Consider the following 17,796-nt stretch of genomic DNA (forward strand, 5'->3'; position numbering starts at 1 on the left):
AGCATGACAGCCACCACTGAAACCCGCCCGCCGCTGCCGCCGTTTAGCCGCGAGTCCGCAATCGAGAAAGTACGCCTGGCCGAGGATGGCTGGAACACGCGCAATGCCGAGAAAGTCAGCCTCGCGTACACAACGGACAGCCGTTGGCGCAACCGCGCCGAGTTCGCCACCGGCCGTCCAGAGATCGTACAGTTGCTGACGCGTAAATGGGCCAAGGAGCAGGACTACCGCCTGATCAAGGAGTTGTGGGCATTTGGCGACAACCGCATCGCGGTTCGCTATGCCTACGAGTGGCACGATGACTCGGGCAACTGGTTCCGCTCGTATGGCAACGAGAACTGGGAGTTCGACGAGCATGGCTTGATGCAGCGGCGTTTTGCCTGCATCAACGACTTGCCGATCGCCGAGACTGACCGGAAGTTCCGCTGGCCGCTGGGCCGCCGTCCCGACGACCATCCCGGCCTGACCGAACTGGGCCTTTGATACCGGGCCTTTGATCCTAGGACTATTGAGGGATTGAGCTCATGCGGTGGCTGGTGTAGTCTGATATTACGTCAGACTTTTCCCCACCCGCATGAGCGCTTACCAGCCGTTACCGATCACCGTCCTGACAGTGGATGACCATCCCCTGTTCCAGCAGGGCGTCGCCAGCGTCATCGCCAACGAACCGGATCTGTATCTGGTCGGCCAGGCTGCCAACGGCGCGGAGGCGCTCGCCTTGTACCGTGAAACGCGCCCTGCGGTCACCTTGGTCGATCTGCAAATGCCCGACATGAGCGGGATCGACCTGATCGTCGCAATCCGCGCCGAATTCCCTGCCGCCCGGCTGGTGGTGCTGACCACGCTGGAAGGCGATCTCAACGCCGCGCGCGCCATCAAAGTCGGTGCGGTCGGTTATCTGTTCAAGAGCGCGGTGCGCAAGACGCTGATCGAAACGGTGCGCAGCGTCCACGCTGGCAAGCACTGCATTCCGCCATCGCTGGTGCATGCCCTGGTGGCGACCCGCGGCGGCAATGCCATCACCGGGCGCGAAATCGATGTACTCAAGCTGGTCGCGCGCGGCAACACCAATGCCTTGATCGCCGAGGCTTTGAGCCTCTCCCCCGAAACCGTCAAAGGCTACGTCAGCAGCATCCTGCTGAAGCTGCAGGCGCGCGACCGCGCGCACGCGGTGATGATCGGGCTGGAACGGGGCATCCTCAGCCTCTGATCCTTCACTGTTGCGGCTCCCCCCGTTAAGGGGGAAAACGCGGCGCCATATTCGCCGCGGGCCGCGCTGCAGCGATAAATATCGTTCAAACTGGCTTCCATGGATTCGGTCTTCCGCCGAACCAATCTGGAGAAGCCACGTTATGGATCAGATACACCTCATGCAAGTATTCGTTGCTGTGGGCGAGCAGGAAAGTTTTGTCGGCGCCTCGCGGCGACTCGACTTGTCGCCGGCCTCGGTGACGCGCGCCATCGGCGGGCTGGAGGCGTTGCTGGGCGTGCGCCTGCTGCGCCGTACCACGCGCAATGTCCGGCTCACCGAGGTTGGACGCCGCTACCTCAGCGACAGCCGCGAGATCCTGGCCAGCATCGCCGAAGCCAACGAGGTCGCCGCCGGCGGCAACGCCGCGCCCAAGGGTGAACTCTCGGTCACCGCGCCTGCCGGCTACGGCCGCATGTTCATCATGCCCTGCATCGTCGAATTCCTGAAGCGCTATCCCGAGGTTGAGGTTTCGGGCCACTTCGTGGACCGCTTCGTCAACCTGGTGGACGAAGGCGTCGACGTGGCGGTACGGATCGGGCATTTGCCGGACTCCAGCGCCAAGGGGCTGCGCGTCGGACAAGTGCGGCGGGTGCTGTGCGCCTCGCCCGAATATCTGGCCCGGCACGGCGTGCCGCAGCACCCCAGCGATTTGCTGCGGCATACGATCATCGCCACCGCAGGCGCGCCGCAAAGCGTGGAGTGGAAGTTCGGCGCCGCCGGCAACCGCACCGCCTTGAGGATCAAACCGCGCCTGACCGTCACCGGCAATGACGAAGCGCTCGAAGCGGCGCTGGCCGGCCTGGGGATTTGCCGCCTGATGTGCTACCAGGTCGACGCCGCACTGGCCGCGGGGCGCCTCAAAATCATCCTGGCCGAGCACGAGGAAGCGCCGCTGCCAGTCCATATATTGCACCGGGAAAGCAACTTCGGCTCGCCCAAGGTGCGCCACTTCATCGACTTGCTGGCGGCGTCCCTGCGCCAGCATTCAACTATGTACCGCCCATAACTTCAACACAGGAGAACCACCATGCAAACCAATGCAAATCCCAAAACCAGCGTGCTGGCCACCGGCGGCGGCGCGCGCCTGCTCGATCCGGCCGACACGCTGGTGCTGCTGCTCGATCACCAGTCCGGCCTGTTCCAGACGGTCAAGGATATCGCGGTCGCCGACCTGCGGCGCAATGTGGCGATGATCGCCAGGCTGTGCAGCTTGCTGAAGATCCCGGTGATCACCACGGCCTCGGAGCCGGCCGGCAGCAATGGCCCGCTGATGCCGGAAATTCACGAGCTGGCGCCGCATGCCGTGTACGTGCCGCGCAAAGGCGAGGTGAACGCCTGGGACAATCCAGACTTTGTCGAGCAAGTACGCGCCAGCGGCCGCAAAACGCTGGTGATGGCCGGCGTCTGGACCAGTGTTTGCGTGATGTTTCCCGCGCTCGACGCGGTCGCGGCGGGCTACGACGTGTATGCCGTCATCGATGCTTCCGGCGATCCGAGCGAGATGGCGTCGCGCGTCTCCCTGGCGCGCTTCGTGCAGGGCGGCGTCAAGCCCACCAGCACCAATGCGCTATTGTCGGAACTGCATCGTACCTGGGCACGCCCGGAAGCCGCCGACCTGGCGCAGCTGTATGCACTGGCCGCGCCCAATTATGCGGCCGTGATGGAGAGCTATGCCCGCGCGCAGCAGGCCGCCAGAGACGCAGCCGCCACGCGCTAATTAGCGCAAAAACCCCTGGTTTGGCAATAGATTGTTGCAAAAATGTATTTGTGAAAAATACATAATTCTTATTGCAGAGATAATGCTATATTGATAATTCCGCGACGTTGAACGACGCGCGGAATTCAAAGAGCAAACTTCACAATAATCATTATCGATCAGGGGTAGAGTTCATGAGATTCCAGTCCGTAGCACTAAAATTGGTCGCCATCGCCACCAGCCTAATGGCAGCCTCGGCAGCACAAGCCAGCAACGCCGATTTATTGACGCCGCTTACCGGCAACACCTCCGACCCGTCCAATTGGCACTTCCTGCCGGGCCAGTCGTTCAACGGCGTGGCCGGTGCGCTCGACGGCGTGGCGCGCCTGTCGTTCAAAAATTCCGCGGGTAGCTGGGCCTGCTCCGGCTCGCTGTTGGCCGGCGGCCAGTACGTGCTGACCGCCGCCCACTGTGCCGACAATTTCACCAGCATGAAGGTCGACTTCGGGGTGGTCAACAACGTCGCCACCGTCAGCCGCACCGTGGCCGTCGGCAATGCCTACGTCAACCCGAACTGGACCGGCGAACTCGACACCGGCGCCGACATCGCCATCCTCAAGCTCGACCAGGCCGTCACCTCCATCCAGGGCTACAAGCTGAGCACCACCAACGACGTCGGCAAGACCTTCCTGATGGCCGGCTACGGCACCACCTCGAACGGCAGCCTGCCCGGCGGCACCAACTGGGACGACTACGGCTTCGGCCACTACGGCTTCAACACCTTCGACGTCGACAGCAAGACCTTCAACAAGGACGCCGACGCGGCCATCCCCGGCTGGGGCTACGACGCTGCCTACTACGCGCCGGGCGTCACCTACATGAGCGACTTCGACGATGGCACCGCCGCCCACAACACGCTCGGCCGCATCGGCGCCGAAATCGGCGCCGGCTGGACCAGCGGCACCGGCCTCGGCGTTAAAGAAGCGCTGATTTCGGGCGGCGACTCCGGCGGCGGCGACTTCATCTGGAGCGGCACGGAATGGCTGCTGTCGGGCGTACACAGCTGGGGCTGGCAAGGCGGCGCCTGCGAGTACTTCGGCCTGAGCGGCTGCGACCTGGCCGACTCCAACAAGTCGAGCTACGGCGACATGTCCGGTTCCACCGCGACCTTCTCGCACGTTGGCTGGATCAACTCGGTGACGGCAGTGCCGGAGCCGGCCACCTACGGCATGATGCTGTCGGGCCTGGCGTTGGTCGGCGCCGTGGCGCGCCGCCGCCGCCAGGTGCGCACCCCGCGCTAAGAGTGCTGCTGGAAGCCGCGTTGCGCGGCAAAGCGCTCCAGATGGTGATCGACGTCGCCTAGCGTGAGGTCGATCATCGTCAAGCGCTTGAAGTGGTGGGCGGCCGGCAACTCGTCGGTCACCCCCATCCCCCCGTGCAATTGCACCGCCTGCTGGCCGATAAACCTCGCCGCCTGCCCTATCCTCACCTTGGCCGCCGACGCTATCCGGCGCCGCTCCTCCGCATCGCACGACATGCGCGCCGCCGCCAGCATCGCCATCGAGCGCGCCTGTTCCAGATGGATGTACATATCGGCCATGCGGTGCTGCAAGGCCTGGAAGCTGCCGATGGCAATGCCGAACTGCTTGCGGGTTTTCAGGTAGTCGAGCGTGGCGTTGAAGATGGCGTCCATCGCGCCCACTGCCTCCGCGCACAGCAGGCTGACGCCGTAGTCAGCCGCTTCTTCCAGCAAGTCCCAGCCGCCGCCCATCTTGCCCAGCAGCGAAGAGGCCGGCACCGCCACGTGGTTGAACTGCACCGTGGCCGCGCGCTGGCCGTCGATGGTGCGGTAGTCGCGGATCACCACGCCCGGCGTCTCGACCGGCACCACAAACAGGCTGATGCCGTTGGTGTCGCGCTGGGTGCCGGCGCTGCGCGCCGAAACGATCAGCGCGCCGGCCTGTGCGCCGTGGATCACCACGGTCTTGGTGCCGTCGATGCGGTAGCCTTCGCCATTGATGCTGGCGATGGTTTTAATGTCGGCCAAATCGTGGCGCGCATGTTTTTCACCGAGCGCGCAAGCCAGCTTGAGCTCGCCCTTGGCCACATCTTCCAGGCGGTGATGCTGGTTGCCGGCGAGCTGCAAAAACTTGGCGCCCCACACAGTGGCAAAGTAGGGCTCGACCACCAGGCCGCGTCCCAGCTCCTGCATCACCACCAGCATATCGACCGCGTCGCCGCTGAAGCCGCCTTGCGCTTCCGGCACCGGCAGCGCGGTCATGCCCAGCTCCACCAGCGTGTTCCACGCCACGTCCGACACGCCGCTGGCCGAGTGCACGATGCGCTGGCGCGCGTCGAAGCCGTAATCCTTGTCCACCCAGCGGCGCAGGGCGTCGGCGAACTGCTGCTGTTCTTCCTTGAAATTGAAATCCATCGCCGCCCCTTACAGTCCCAGAATCATCTGGGTGATGATGTTTTTTTGAATCTCGTTCGAGCCGCCGTAGATCGAGGTCTTGCGGAAATTGAAGTAGTAGCCGGTCAGCGGCGCGGCCGCGTCGTCGCCGGTCACGGCGTGGTCGGCCTTGCCTTCGAGGTAGTCGGTATCGAAGGGCAGCGCATCCGGGCCCAGCGCTTCAACCATCAGCTCGGTCAGCTGCTGCTGGATTTCCGAGCCGCGGATTTTCAGCAGCGACGCTTCCGGCCCCGGCGCGTGCGACTCGCGCGTCAGCACGCGCAGCACCGTGGTTTCCAGCGCCATCAATTCAATTTCGAGACTGGCGACCTTGGCGGCGTACACCGGGTCTTGCATCAGCGGCTTGCCGTGCTTGTAGTGTTCGGACGCGATCTTTTTCAGGAACAGCAGCTCGCGCTTGGAACGGCCGACCGCCGCAATGCCGGTGCGCTCGTGGCCCAGCAAATACTTGGCGTAAGTCCAGCCCTTGTTTTCCTGGCCGATCAGGTTTTGCACCGGCACTTTGACGTTATCGAAGAAGACCTCGTTCACCTCGTGATCTTCATCGAGCATGATGATAGGCCGCACCGTGATGCCCGGCGTTTTCATATCGATCAGCAGGAAGGAGATGCCCTCCTGCTTGCGCACCGTGCTGTCGGTGCGCACCAGGCAGAAAATCATATCGGCGTGCTGGGCCAGCGTAGTCCAGGTCTTCTGGCCGTTGACGATGTAATAGTCGCCATCGCGCTCGGCAGTGGTTTTCAGCGAAGCCAGGTCGGAGCCCGAGCCGGGCTCGGAATAGCCCTGGCACCACCAGTCGTCGCAATTGAGGATGCGCGGCAGGTAATGGGCTTTTTGCGCCTCGTTGCCGAAGGCCATGATGACCGGCGCCACCATGTTGACGCCGAACGGCAGGATCGGCGGCGTGCCGGCGCGCGCGCACTCCTCTTCCCAGATGTGGCGCTGGGTGGCGCTCCAGCCGGTGCCGCCGTGCTCGACCGGCCAGCCGGGCGCGGCCCAGCCCTGGCGCGCGACGATCTGGTGCCAGCGCACATAATCCTGCCGGCCCAGGCGCAGGTGGTTGCGGACTTTCTTTTGCAGGTCGCTTGGCAAGTTGGTGTCGAGGAAGCCCCGCACCATGTCGCGAAACGCCAGATCCGCAGCCGTGTAAGTCAAATCCATGCTGTCTCCTCGTTGTTCTAAAAAGCACGACCGTTCCAAACGATTGTACTCCTCTCCCTCTTTTTATAGGGCGACTGAATGAAGGTATTCGTTCACTTTCTCGCAAGCTTTTTCGCGCGCCACAAAATTGGCCTGTCCGAATTGCAAAAGTGGCCAGACCAATTTAGAATGGTCTGACCAAATAAACGTTTAACAACAACGAGACAAAACCCGTGACCTCCCCTACCGCCCTGCTCGCGGCTGTTGCCGCCACCCTGCTCGCCCTCCCTGCCCATGCCGAGGGGCCGTATCGCAACCCCGACAACAAGAGCGTCTACGACGCCGGCGAAGGCACCTACACCGTGCCCTACAAGAAGCCGACCGTGGCCGAAATCACCGCCTCGCTGGACCGCATCCGTGGCTATATGGAAGCGACCACGCCGACCAAAGTGATCCACAAAGACACCGGCGTGCAAATCACCGACTTCAGCAAGCCGGTGGCCGACGCCATCGTCGAGCCGAGCAGCGCCGAATGGGGCATCCAGGTATATGAAATGGGCGTGGTGCATGCGGGCTTGCTGAAAGCCGCCGCCGTCACCGGCGACAAAAAATACACGGCCATGACCGAGCGCCACTTCCAGTTCATGCGCGACAAGCTGCCCTACTTCACTGCGCAGGAACAGCAATTCCACCTGAAGCGCAACAACAGCTTCGCCCGCTTCATCGAGCCGCGCTCGCTGGATGACGCCGGCTCCATGTGCGCCGCGCTGATCCGTTCGCGCTTCGCCAAAGTGGGCCCGGACATGAGCCAGTTCATCGACGTGTGCAGCAACTGGGTCTACAAAAAACAATTCCGCCTGAAAGACGGCACCCTGGCGCGCGAGCGGCCGCAAGCGGTGTCGCTGTGGGCCGACGATATGTACATGGGCGTGCCGGCGCTGGCCGAAATGGGCCGCCTGACCGGCAAGCGCGAGTACTACGACGACGCGGTCAAAAACGTCTTGCAGATGACCGGCTACCTGTTCAATCCGCAAAACGGCCTGTACACCCACGGCTGGAACGCCAACAACCCGGACGCGCCGCGTTTCTACTGGGCGCGCGCCAACGGCTGGGCCGTGCTGACCATGAGCGACTTGCTGGACGTGCTGCCGAAAGACCATCCCGGCTACCCGAAGGTGCTGGCGCAGCTGCGCCTGAGCTTGCGCGGCATCGCCGAACAGCAATCGGGTGAAGGCCTGTGGCACCAGATGATCGACCGCCATGATTCGTACCTGGAAACCTCGGCCAGCGCCATCTTCACCTACGTGATCGCGCACGCCGTCAATGAAGGCTGGATCAACGCCGCCACCTACGGCTCGATTGCGCAAGCCGGCTGGATCGGCCTGTCGACCCGCATCAACGCGCGCGGCCAGGTGGAAGGCACTTGTGTAGGCACCACCTTCGCCAGCGATCACATCTACTACTACAACCGTCCGACCAGCGTCGACGCGCTGCACGGCTACGGCCCGGCCCTGCTGGCTGGCGCCGAGATGATCAAGCTGCTCAACAATCCAAAGATCGACATCCAGGTCAAACTGCGCACTTACCACTACGTGCCGAAAGACGCGGGCGCGACCAACTACAGCCATGAATAAAGGGACCGCCATGCGCACTACTCTTCTGCCTATCGCGTTGCTGCTGGCTGGCGGCGCACTGCACGCGGCCGAACTGGCCAGGATCACCGTGACCAACGACCTCGACCTGGCACGCCCATCGGAAACCATTGCCATTCCGTGGAGCGAGATCAACCGCGCGCTGCCGGGTGCACTGATCCAGAAGATCGCGGTCAAGGACAGCAAGGGCAACGTGCTGCCCTACCAGGTCAGCAATGTGAAGCCGCAGGCCAAGGATCCGCAAGGCATTGGCGTCGCCTATGGCGAACTGTACTTCCAGCACAGCTTTGCCGCCGGCGAGAAGCAGGCGACCTTCACCGTCGAGAAAACCGAGACCGTAACGCAGCCGTTCGCCGCCAAGACCTTCGCCCGCTACGTGCCGGAACGCCTGGACGACTTCGGCTGGGAAAACGACCATGTTGCGCACCGCACCTACGGCCCCGCGCTGGGCGCGCCGGACACCGCGGGCGTGGGCAAAGAGGTTCTGGTCACGAGCGGGCTGGACATCTGGTTCAAGCGCGTCAGCTATCCAATCGTCGACCGCTGGTACAACAAAGGCCATGACCACTATCACCATGACGAAGGTGAAGGCATGGACATGTACAACGTCGGCAAATCGCGCGGCGCTGGCGGCACCGGCGTGTGGGACGGCAAGCAGCTGTACGTAGGCCGCAACTACGCCTCGTGGAAAGTGCTGGCCAACGGCCCGATCCGCAGCGTGTTTGAACTGACCTACGATGCGTGGGATGCAGCGGGCGCCAAGGTCAGCGAGGTCAAACGCTTCACCGTCGATGCAGGCCAGGACTTCGACACCATGGACAGTACCTTCACCTTCAGCGGTCCGCAGCAGTTGACGGTAGCGGTCGGCCTCAACAAGAAACCGGCCGACAAAAATCAGGATGAAAAAATCGCGGTTGGCCGCGACGGCGTGGCCTTAACGCAATGGGTCACGCAAGCGACCAAGGGCGCGTTCGGCACCGCCATCGTGCTGCCAGGTTCGACCGGCACCACCGAAGATGCGCTCAACGAGCTGATCCTCGCGCCAGTCGAATCCGGCAAACCGCTGCGCTACTACATCGGCGCGGCATGGGACCGCGCCGGCCATGTGAAGACGGCGGCCGAGTGGCAAGAGAAAGTCAAACTCCAAGCCGCCCGCGCCGCCCATCCCCTCAAAGCCACCGTCACCCCTTAAACCAAAACCGGGGTCAGTTCTGCCATTGGTACATGAGCCCGTGTGCGATTGGCAGAACTGACCCCGGAGTTTATTGCATGGTGTAGGTTTGCTGGGCGGTGTCGACGGCGTAGTTGTTGGTGGTGTCCCAGTAGGTGAAGTTGTAGCGCACCACGTCGCCCGCTTTCAGCCCGCTTGCGGTGTAGCTGTTGACGCCGCTCGCCTGAGTCATCCGCACGTTTAACTGGCCGCCGTTGTTGACGCTGTAGTGCACGTCCGCCCAGCTGCTGGTGTTGACGGTGAACTTCAACATCGTCGCACTGGTTTGCGATACTGCCGGCGCTGGCGTTGGCGTTGGCGTTGGCGTTGGCGTCGGCGTTGGTGTTGGCGTTGGTGTTGGCGTTGGCGTTGGCGTTGGTGTTGGTGTTGGCGTTGGCGTTGGTGTTGGCGTTGGCGTTGGCGTTGGTGTTGGCGTTGGCGTCGGCGTTGGCACCCCGCAGTCCCAGATGATGTCGTCCACCGACATCTGGAACGCCGACTGCGGCAAGGCCGCGCCATCGCTGGCAATCTGGAACATGTCCAGCATCGATTGCAGCGCCACTTTCGGCCCGGCCAGATCGGCAATCGGTATCGTCGCCGTGCCCCAGTCGCCGTTGCGCACCAGCCCGTACGTCGTGGCATTGGCCGGGAATTTCACCGAGTTCTGGTTGGTGTAGGTATCCTGTATGCCCACCGTGAAGGCAACGTTGGCCGGAATCTTGATTTTCAATTTCAGATTGCCGTTGCGGAAGCCGCTCATATCGCGCGCCTGCTTAGCCTGCACGCTGCCGCCAAACCACGAGCCCGGCGTGTTGAAGCTCCACGACATCGCATTCGCCCCTTCATACGGCGCAATCGTCCCGGCCGAGGTGGACGCGGTATTCCACACGAAGATGTCCGAGGTATTGCCCGCTTCCAGCTTGTTGTTGACCACCGTGTTGTCGGTGTAGACGCCAAACTTGCCCACTTCCGCCGGCGTCTGGTTGCCCAGCTTGACCGAGCCTTTGCCATCGAGCTGGTACACGCGCACGTAGTCGACGTACATGGTGCCCGGCAGCGGCGCCGTCACCTGCGCCGGCGTCGCCGCATCGGTAAAGTTGCCGCCTACCGCAAGGTTGAACAGCAGGTAGAACGGCGCTTGCAAAGCCGTCGAGTTGACCGGCAGCGGGCTGTTGTACATATCATACTCAAGCCCATTGTCGATCACGGTGAAGCGCATCTGCGATTCAGTCCAGTAGAAGCGGTAGATCACAAAGCGATTCGCAAACGATTGCGCCGGCACGTACCAGTTCTTGGTCTGCCAGGCGGTCGACGCCGCGCAGCTCTCGTTGCCGGGGACGCATGCCGCCTGCTGCCACGTAATCACATTGGAGCCGACAAACTTGTCGATGGACGGCGTCGGCGTGCCGGCCGCCGCGCGGCTGCTGGCTTTGTGGCCCGATTCCATGATGTCGATCTCGCCCTTGCGCGGCCACGCTTGCGGGCTCACGCCCAGCATCCACGCGGCCGGCCACAGGCCGGTGCCCAGCGCCGGCTGCGCCATGCGGATCTCGACCATGCCGTACTGCACCTGCACCTTGTTGAAGGAATCGATTTTGCCCGAGGTGAAGACGTTGCTGCCCACCGTCTGGCTGCGCGCCTGGATCGCCAGCGCCCGCGTGGCCGTTTCAAACGGCACGTTGACGATCGAAAGGTTATTCGGGCTGTAGTACTCCAGCTCCTGGTTGCCGTAACCGCACAGGTTGATCTGGCAACCGTTGCCGTCGTAAGCCGTCCACAAACCGGTGTTGAGCGACGTCCCGTTGAACTCTTCCGACCACAGCAGAGCGCCGATCACGGGACTGGTGACGCTGGCCTGCGCAGGCATGCCATACGCCAGCGCGAGGCTGGCGGCAACGGCGGATAAGACAAATTTCTGGTTTTTCATTCTGTCTCCTCTATCCACACTTCGAACAAATTGGAAACGATTCCAATTGCGAATTCAAAATATATTCCGATAAATATTTTTTGTCAACGCGTGTCCGCAAGCGTGCACACCTTGCTGTAATAAATAGACAGTAGACCAACTATTCCGTATGCTTTCAGTCGCAATACCCCTTGCTACCGGGCATGGGGACTATGAAACGGTTACTTGTGCGCGATCTCTTCTTTACTTCTGCCGGCCGCACTGCGCTGGCCGCGCTAGCGCTGGCGCCGCTGCTGGCCGGCGCCGCGCCCTCGCCTTGGCAAAAGCTGGCGCCCACCATGTTCGAGCACCTGGTGCCGGCCGAACGCGGTTTCCCCAACCCGGTCACCATGAGCATCGCCCAAGACGGCGACGGTTTCATGTGGTTTGCCACCCAGTCCGGCCTCGGCCGCTGGGACGGCTACCGCATGCGTAATTTCTACTTCAACGCCGACGATCCGCACAGCCTGCCCGGTGACTTCGTCCAGACCCTGCACGTCGACCGCCAAGGCCGTCTATGGCTGGGCACCACCACCGGCGGCGTCGCCATGTACGACAAGCTCACGGAACGCTTCGTGCGCTACCCGGCCGGGCCCAGCGGATTGAGTAGTCCGGCCATCAGCGCGCTGGCCAACGACGCGCGCGGCGGCATCTGGGTCGGCACCGCCGCCGGCCTCGATTACATCGACACCATGCGCGGCGGCGCCATCGGCCACTTCCCGCGTGACGCCAGCGCCGCCGGCGGCGCGCGCAGCAACCAGATCCGCGCGCTGGCGATGGACGCGGCCGGCGACCTGTGGATCGGCTCCAACGCCGGCCTGGCGCGGCGCGACGCCAGCACTGGCCGCGTCGAAGATCTGCCGATTGCCAACGGCAACAGCGACGCCGTGCTGTCGCTGTCCAGCAGCGGCGCCGGCGAGGTGGTGTTTGGCACGCTGAAAAGCGGCATCGGCATCGCCCGCGCCGGCGACGGCGCGCGCCTGCTGGCCATCGACCAGGTCAAGGATGCCGGCAACGCCATGGTATTGGCGCTGGTCGAAACCGTGCCCGGCACCTGGTGGGCCGCCACCTACGGCAGCGGCATCATCGAGTTCGACACCAGCGGCCATGGCCGCCGCATCGTGCACCGTCCGGCCATTTCCATCAGCCTCGCCAACGACCGCGTGGCGGCCATCTGGCGCGACCACAGCGGCCTGGTGTGGGTTGCCAACGAGCGCGGCGTCAATATCCACAATCCCGCCAACCGCACCGTCGACACCATTCTCGATGGCGTCGGCCTGCCTGAGATTTCCGCCTTCGCCTTCATGAGCGACAGCGGCGGCCGGCTGTGGGTGGCGCTGGGCGACCAAGGCATCGACCTGATCGCTGCCGACGGCAGCCGCACGGCCGGCCTGCGCCCCGATCCGGCCTCGCCCGAGACCGCCCTGCCCAAGCGGCTGGTGCTCGGCCTGGCCGAGGCCGAACCGCAGGAAGCCTGGATCGCCACCGCGCTCGGCCTCTATCACACCAGCGGCAAGGGCAGCCGCGTTAGCCGCGTGCCGCTGCCGCTGGGCGATCCTTACCCGCGCATCGGCGCCATCGTCAGGGTAGGCGAGGTGCTGTGGCTGGGCGTGCCGACCGGCTTGATGCGCTACGACTTGCGCAGCCGCAGTGCCGAAGTGTATGGCCAAGGCGCGCCCGAACTCGGCGGCTTGAGCGACAGCCGCATCACCGCCCTGCGCGCCGCCCCGGATGGCGCGCTGTGGGTCGGCACGCGCCATGGCTTGAACCGTTTTGACCCGGCCACCGGCCGCGCCGAGCAAATCCTGCCGGGAGCGGCGTATCCGAACTCGCTGCCGAATAGCATCGTGTCGACCATCGCATTCGACCAGCAAGGCCGGCTCTGGGTCGGCAGCTTGAACAACGGCATCGGCATCCTCGACGGCCGCAACGCCGACGGCACGCGCCGCTTCCACCGGCTCGATACCAGCCACAAGCTGCCGTCCAACAGCATCGCCGCGCTGCACCCCGACCAGGACGGCCGCATGTGGGCCTCGACCTCGGACGGCGTTACCGCCATCGACACCGCCACGCTACGCGTAAACACGCTCGACCGCCCGGCCGGACTGGTGTTCCAGCCTTACATCGTCGGCGCGGTAGGCCAGACTGCCGGCGGCGACCTGGTGTTCGGCACCTCGGGCGGCTACGTGGTGGTGCAGCCGAAGCTGCCGCAGCCGTGGCGCTACCAGCCGCCGCTGGTGGTCAGTTCGGTACTGCTGGATCGCGATACGGTCGCGCCGGCGCCGCTGATGGTTGCCGGCGCGCCGCCGCTGGCGATTCCATCGGGCACCCGCAAGGTCGAGGTGGAAGTGGCCTCGCTCGACTTTTCCGCCAGCGCGCGCAACCGCTACGCCTTCCGTCTCGATGGCTACGACAAGGACTGGGTCGAAGCCGACGCCAGCCGCCGCACCGCCACCTATGCCAACGTACCGCCCGGCCGCTACCGGCTGCACATGCGCGGCAGTAATCGCGACGGCGCCTGGAGCCCGCATGAATTGAGCATGGAGCTGCACTTCCTGCCAGCGTGGTATCAGACCTGGTGGGCGCGGCTCGGCGCCACGCTGGCGATTTTGGCGTCGGCGTGGGGCGTGTACCGCTGGCGCGTGCGCAATTTGCAGCAGCAGGTGTACTCGCGCACGCTGCACCTTGAGCGCGTGCACGCCATCGTCAAGTCGATCAACGACGAGCTGGATTTCGATGCGCTGCTGCACACGATTCTGCGCGAGTCGAGCGCCATCGGCGAAGTCGGCGTTGCTTACGCGCTGATTTGCGAAGCGCCCGGCGGGCCGCTGGCGCTCCGCGCCAGCTGGGGCCACGACGCGCTGCCGTCGGCGCGTGCCGGCATGTCGCTGGCGGCGGCGCAGGCGCAGTTTGTCGATGCCGCGACGGTGATCGCGCCCGATATGTTCCTCAAGCAAAGCAGCATGCTGGCGGTACGCATCCGCGTCGAACAGCAGGTGCAAGGCTATCTGGTATTCAAGCAAAGCACGCCGTTTGCGCGCAAGGAACTGGAGATGTTCAAGGCGCTGAAGGAGCCGTTCGTGTCGGCTTTCCAGAAGGCCAGCGCCATCAGCGCCATCCAGCGCGCGCGTGCCGACGCTGAAGCCTCGACCCGCGCCAAGAGCGAATTCCTCGCCAATATCAGCCACGAGATCCGCACGCCGATGAACGCGATACTCGGCTTTGCCGGCCTCGGCACGCACCTCGACCTGGCCGCCAAGCCGCACGACTACTTCACCAAGATCGGCCGCGCCGGACAGAATCTGCTCAACATCATCGACGATGTGCTGGACTTCGCCAAGATCGAATCGGGCAAACTGGAACTGGAAGCCGTGCCCTTCGACCTGGCCGAAACGCTGGCGCAGATTGCCGATCTGTTCTCGTGGCGCGCCGCCGAAAAAGGCCTGGAGCTGCTGGCGTGGGCCACGCCGGAAGTGCCGCTGCGCCTGGTCGGCGATCCGCTGCGCTTGAACCAGGTGCTGGTCAACCTGGTCGGCAACGCGCTGAAGTTCACGGCGCGCGGCCACATCGGCTTGCGCGTGGAATTGGCGGAGCCGATCGGCGCCGCCGATGCGCCGGTGCGCTTGCGCTTCACGGTGCAAGATACTGGCGTTGGCATCAGCGCCGAACAGCAGGCGCGCTTGTTCCGGGCGTTCTCGCAAGCCGACGCCAGCACCACGCGCCTGTATGGCGGCACCGGGCTGGGGCTGGCAATTTCGCAGCAACTGGTGCAGGCTATGGGCGGCGTGATCGGCATCGACAGCAAGCCCGATCACGGCAGCAGCTTCCACTTTGAGTTAACCGTGCATCGCCAGCAAGGTGCGCAGCCGGTGCCGTCGCCGCTGCCGGCTGAAGCGGAAGGCAAACACATTCTGGTGATCGATGACAACGCCATGCTGCGCGACATGCTGGAGCGGCAGTTGCGCAGCGATGGTTTCCAGGTGCAATCGGTCGCCAGCGGTGGTGCGGCGCTCGACTATTTGGCGCGCCAGCCGGCCGACCTGGTGCTGGTCGATTGGGATCTGCCAGGCGCGAATGGCGCTGATGTGGCGCGCCGCATTCATGCCGAAGCCGCACACGCACAACTGCCGCTGGTGCTGATGATGACCGAGTTCACGCGCGAGCCGGCGGCGCAGGCAGCCGCGCAAGCGGGCATCGTCGCCACGCTGGTGAAGCCGCTGCAGCCGCGTCCGTTGCTGGAAGCTGTACTGGTCGGGCTGGGACTGGCGCTGCCCGCGCGCCCTGCCAGCGCGGCCTTGCCGCAATTGTCGGAGATGGCGCAGCGCATTGCCGGCGCGCGGGTGCTGGTGGTGGACGACAATGTCATCAATCAGCAAGTGGCGCGCGAGGTGCTGCTGCGCGCCAGCGTGCAAGTGGAATTGGCCGGCAGCGGCGTGGAGGCGGTGCAGATGGTGGATCTGCAAAGCTACGACGCGGTGCTGATGGATATTCAAATGCCCGGCATGGATGGCTACGAAGCCACGGCGCGCATCCGCAGCAAGCCGCAGCACGCACAACTGCCGCTGATTGCCATGACGGCCCACGCCGTGGCTGGCTTCCGCGAGAGCAGCCTTGGCATGGGCATGAACGATTACGTCACCAAGCCGATTGATCCTGAGCGTCTGTTCTCTGTGCTGGCGGAGCAGCTGCTGCGCAAGCAGAGCAGCGTGCTAGACGAGCTTGCCGCAGCTGCCACGCGCCCTGCCCCCGCCGCGCCCCCGCCTGCCTCAGCGCCCATCGCCAGCGCGCCGGCCATCACCGTCGCCGCCCTACCCGGTGTCGACATGGAGGCAGTGCTGGCACGCCTCGGCGGCAATCGCCAACTGCTGGCCATGTTGCTAGACCGCTTCGTGCAAGACTTCGAGTCGAGTCCGCAACGCCTGCTGGCGGCCATTGAGGCCGGCGCCTACGAGCAAGCAGCGCTGCTGGTGCACAAAGTGCGCGGCGCTGCCGGCAACCTCTCCATGCAAGAACTACATACGGCCGCCGGCGACCTGGAGCAACTGCTCCTCTCGCCGCACCACGCGCGCAGCGAAGACGCGCTGGCCGCGTTTGGCGCAGCGCTGGAGACGGTACTCGACGGCATTCAGGCGCTGGACCGCAGCGCGCCGGATCAAATCGCGTCGGTCTCGCCGTAACGCAGTTCGACCATGGTGCGCGGGCCGCTACGCGCCGGCCCGCAGCCGCCGACCGCCACCACCGCGTGGCGCAGCTGATCGAGTCCGAGCATCTGTTCGATATCGGCATCGTTGATGGCCGCCGTGACAAACGCCGGCAGCCCCGCTTCCGCCGCCAGCAAATAGAAGGTCTGCGACAGGTGGCCGGCATCCAGCGCCAGCGCGCGATACGCCTTCTGGTGATTGCGGTATTTCCAGAAACTGCGCTCCACGCGTCCCACCATCAACACCTGCAAGGGCGCATCGGCCAGCCAGTGCTGATCGGCCAGGACCTGCTTGGCCAATTCAGCGGCCGCCGCGCTGTCCATGGTGCGCAGCGGATTCAGCGCATGATCGATCGGATGGTAGTGGTACAAACCCGGCGCCACGCCATCCACGCGCTGCACCAGCACAAAGGCCTCAATCGGATGCAGGCCGCCGCCGGACGGGCTGGTCTTCTTCAACACGGACGCATGCGGCCCCACTTGCCGCACTTCCTGCGCGCCAAAAGTCCGGTGCAGCAAACGCGCCACCACGTCCAGCGGCAAGCTCGCTTGCAAATCGAAATTGCGGCCGGTATAGCGTTGCAACAGCTGATCATCCATCGGGCCGGCAGCAGCGGCCGGTAATTTGAGCGCGCCGTTATCCGGCAATTCCAAGGTGGGCGGCGGCGGTTCACCGTAGCGTTCCAGCAGCGCCTGGAAGCTTGGCGCCTCCATGCCGTTCTCGCTGTTGACTTCGCGCCAGCGGCTGAAGGTATGCGTCAGCGCCGACAAGGGACGCCAATGCGCGCCGCGCAAAGTATCGTCGCGCTCGCGCGCCTTGGCATAGTCGGCGTTATCGCTGATGAGCAAACCTTGATCGAGCAGGCGCGCAATGCAAGCGGCGCCATACTGCTGCTCGCAATCTGCAAGCGGCCGCCACACGGTCTGACCGATGCCGCCCAGCGCGGCCAATGCTTGCGCATCGATAGTCAATTCCTGGTCGAGGTGCGGCGCCAGCGCCACCCAATGCGTGTTGGCAGCCAGGGCGCTACCGCCGGCCAGGACTGCCGGCCAATCTATCGATAACTCTTCGCGGGACTCAATGTATAGCACGGCGCAGCGGCGTAGCTTCATGTCGATCACTCCAGAAGGGAACGGTGTGCCGAGTCTAGCGCATGGCCGAAACGGCAGCAATGTTTATGCTTGGCAGCGCGCAGGCTTTGCCGTACGATGGACTCGGCAGCAGGCA

General features: G+C 64.2%; 12 protein-coding genes. 8 read left to right on the plus strand and 4 right to left on the minus strand.

What is annotated here, in order from left to right; genetic code table 11:
- Positions 1 to 3: 3 nt before the first annotated feature.
- The 5 genes from GTP45_RS12545 to GTP45_RS12565 all read left to right on the plus strand — a co-directional run bounded on the left by GTP45_RS12545 (position 4) and on the right by GTP45_RS12565 (position 4,249).
- Entirely contained in the window at positions 4 to 483 is a 480-nt protein-coding gene (locus tag GTP45_RS12545; protein WP_161014237.1) for a nuclear transport factor 2 family protein, read from the plus strand.
- Positions 484 to 574: 91 nt separating this feature from the next.
- Entirely contained in the window at positions 575 to 1,210 is a 636-nt protein-coding gene (locus GTP45_RS12550) for a response regulator (RefSeq protein WP_161014238.1), read from the plus strand.
- A 142-nt stretch (positions 1,211 to 1,352) separates the two neighbouring features.
- Complete coding sequence (locus GTP45_RS12555; RefSeq protein ID WP_161014239.1) at positions 1,353 to 2,258, plus strand: LysR family transcriptional regulator; 906 nt, start codon at positions 1,353 to 1,355, stop codon at positions 2,256 to 2,258.
- A 21-nt stretch (positions 2,259 to 2,279) separates the two neighbouring features.
- Positions 2,280 to 2,969 carry an isochorismatase family protein gene (locus GTP45_RS12560; RefSeq protein ID WP_161014240.1) on the plus strand — a complete coding sequence of 230 codons (690 nt, stop codon included), beginning with the start codon at positions 2,280 to 2,282 and terminating at the stop codon, positions 2,967 to 2,969.
- A 173-nt stretch (positions 2,970 to 3,142) separates the two neighbouring features.
- Positions 3,143 to 4,249, plus strand: coding sequence for a S1 family peptidase (locus tag GTP45_RS12565; RefSeq protein WP_161014241.1), 1,107 nt, complete (start codon positions 3,143 to 3,145; stop codon positions 4,247 to 4,249).
- Here GTP45_RS12565 and GTP45_RS12570 read toward each other — a convergent pair.
- Positions 4,246 to 5,382 (minus strand): acyl-CoA dehydrogenase family protein, encoded by a 1,137-nt coding sequence (locus GTP45_RS12570; RefSeq protein ID WP_161014242.1) that lies wholly within the window; start codon positions 5,380 to 5,382, stop codon positions 4,246 to 4,248. The two genes, GTP45_RS12565 and GTP45_RS12570, sit on opposite strands and share 4 nt — an antisense overlap.
- 9 nt (positions 5,383 to 5,391) lie before the next feature.
- On the minus strand, positions 5,392 to 6,582 hold the full coding sequence (locus tag GTP45_RS12575; RefSeq protein ID WP_161014243.1) for an acyl-CoA dehydrogenase family protein: 1,191 nt from the start codon (positions 6,580 to 6,582) through the stop codon (positions 5,392 to 5,394).
- A gap of 212 nt (positions 6,583 to 6,794) precedes the next feature.
- Here GTP45_RS12575 and GTP45_RS12580 point away from each other — a divergent pair, with 212 nt between their 5' ends.
- Together GTP45_RS12580 and GTP45_RS12585 are read left to right on the plus strand one after the other, a co-directional pair.
- Positions 6,795 to 8,195: a glycoside hydrolase family 88/105 protein gene (locus tag GTP45_RS12580; protein ID WP_161014244.1), complete on the plus strand. Its 1,401-nt coding sequence runs from the start codon at positions 6,795 to 6,797 to the stop codon at positions 8,193 to 8,195.
- A 10-nt stretch (positions 8,196 to 8,205) separates the two neighbouring features.
- Complete coding sequence (locus GTP45_RS12585) at positions 8,206 to 9,405, plus strand: BT3233 family polysaccharide utilization protein (RefSeq protein ID WP_161014245.1); 1,200 nt, start codon at positions 8,206 to 8,208, stop codon at positions 9,403 to 9,405.
- 70 nt (positions 9,406 to 9,475) lie between these two features.
- Here the strand turns inward: GTP45_RS12585 and GTP45_RS12590 are convergent, their stop codons facing one another.
- Complete coding sequence (locus GTP45_RS12590) at positions 9,476 to 11,350, minus strand: glycoside hydrolase family 16 protein (RefSeq protein ID WP_161014246.1); 1,875 nt, start codon at positions 11,348 to 11,350, stop codon at positions 9,476 to 9,478.
- 191 nt (positions 11,351 to 11,541) lie between these two features.
- Between GTP45_RS12590 and GTP45_RS12595 the strand changes: the two genes are divergently transcribed.
- Positions 11,542 to 16,545, plus strand: a complete 5,004-nt coding sequence (locus GTP45_RS12595; RefSeq protein ID WP_161014247.1) for a response regulator — start codon at positions 11,542 to 11,544, stop codon at positions 16,543 to 16,545.
- On the opposite strand, the gene GTP45_RS12600 is transcribed toward GTP45_RS12595, so the two are convergent.
- Positions 16,521 to 17,681, minus strand: coding sequence for a putative peptide maturation dehydrogenase (locus GTP45_RS12600; RefSeq protein WP_161014248.1), 1,161 nt, complete (start codon positions 17,679 to 17,681; stop codon positions 16,521 to 16,523). The genes GTP45_RS12595 and GTP45_RS12600 overlap by 25 nt on opposite strands.
- Positions 17,682 to 17,796 lie beyond the last annotated feature (115 nt).

It is taken from the genome of Duganella rivi (genome assembly GCF_009857435.1).
GTDB lineage: Bacteria > Pseudomonadota > Gammaproteobacteria > Burkholderiales > Burkholderiaceae_D > Rugamonas > Rugamonas rivi.

Excerpts from the sequence above, each read along its gene's own strand:
- GTP45_RS12600 (WP_161014248.1), bottom strand. The coding sequence starts at position 17,681 with ATGAAGCTACGCCGCTGCGCCGTGCTATACATTGAGTCCCGCGAAGAG.
- GTP45_RS12570 (WP_161014242.1), bottom strand. The coding sequence starts at position 5,382 with ATGGATTTCAATTTCAAGGAAGAACAGCAGCAGTTCGCCGACGCCCTG.
- GTP45_RS12560 (WP_161014240.1), top strand. The coding sequence starts at position 2,280 with ATGCAAACCAATGCAAATCCCAAAACCAGCGTGCTGGCCACCGGCGGC.
- GTP45_RS12590 (WP_161014246.1), bottom strand. The coding sequence starts at position 11,350 with ATGAAAAACCAGAAATTTGTCTTATCCGCCGTTGCCGCCAGCCTCGCG.
- GTP45_RS12595 (WP_161014247.1), top strand. The coding sequence starts at position 11,542 with ATGAAACGGTTACTTGTGCGCGATCTCTTCTTTACTTCTGCCGGCCGC.
- GTP45_RS12565 (WP_161014241.1), top strand. The coding sequence starts at position 3,143 with ATGAGATTCCAGTCCGTAGCACTAAAATTGGTCGCCATCGCCACCAGC.
- GTP45_RS12545 (WP_161014237.1), top strand. The coding sequence starts at position 4 with ATGACAGCCACCACTGAAACCCGCCCGCCGCTGCCGCCGTTTAGCCGC.
- GTP45_RS12555 (WP_161014239.1), top strand. The coding sequence starts at position 1,353 with ATGGATCAGATACACCTCATGCAAGTATTCGTTGCTGTGGGCGAGCAG.
- GTP45_RS12550 (WP_161014238.1), top strand. The coding sequence starts at position 575 with ATGAGCGCTTACCAGCCGTTACCGATCACCGTCCTGACAGTGGATGAC.
- GTP45_RS12575 (WP_161014243.1), bottom strand. The coding sequence starts at position 6,582 with ATGGATTTGACTTACACGGCTGCGGATCTGGCGTTTCGCGACATGGTG.
- GTP45_RS12585 (WP_161014245.1), top strand. The coding sequence starts at position 8,206 with ATGCGCACTACTCTTCTGCCTATCGCGTTGCTGCTGGCTGGCGGCGCA.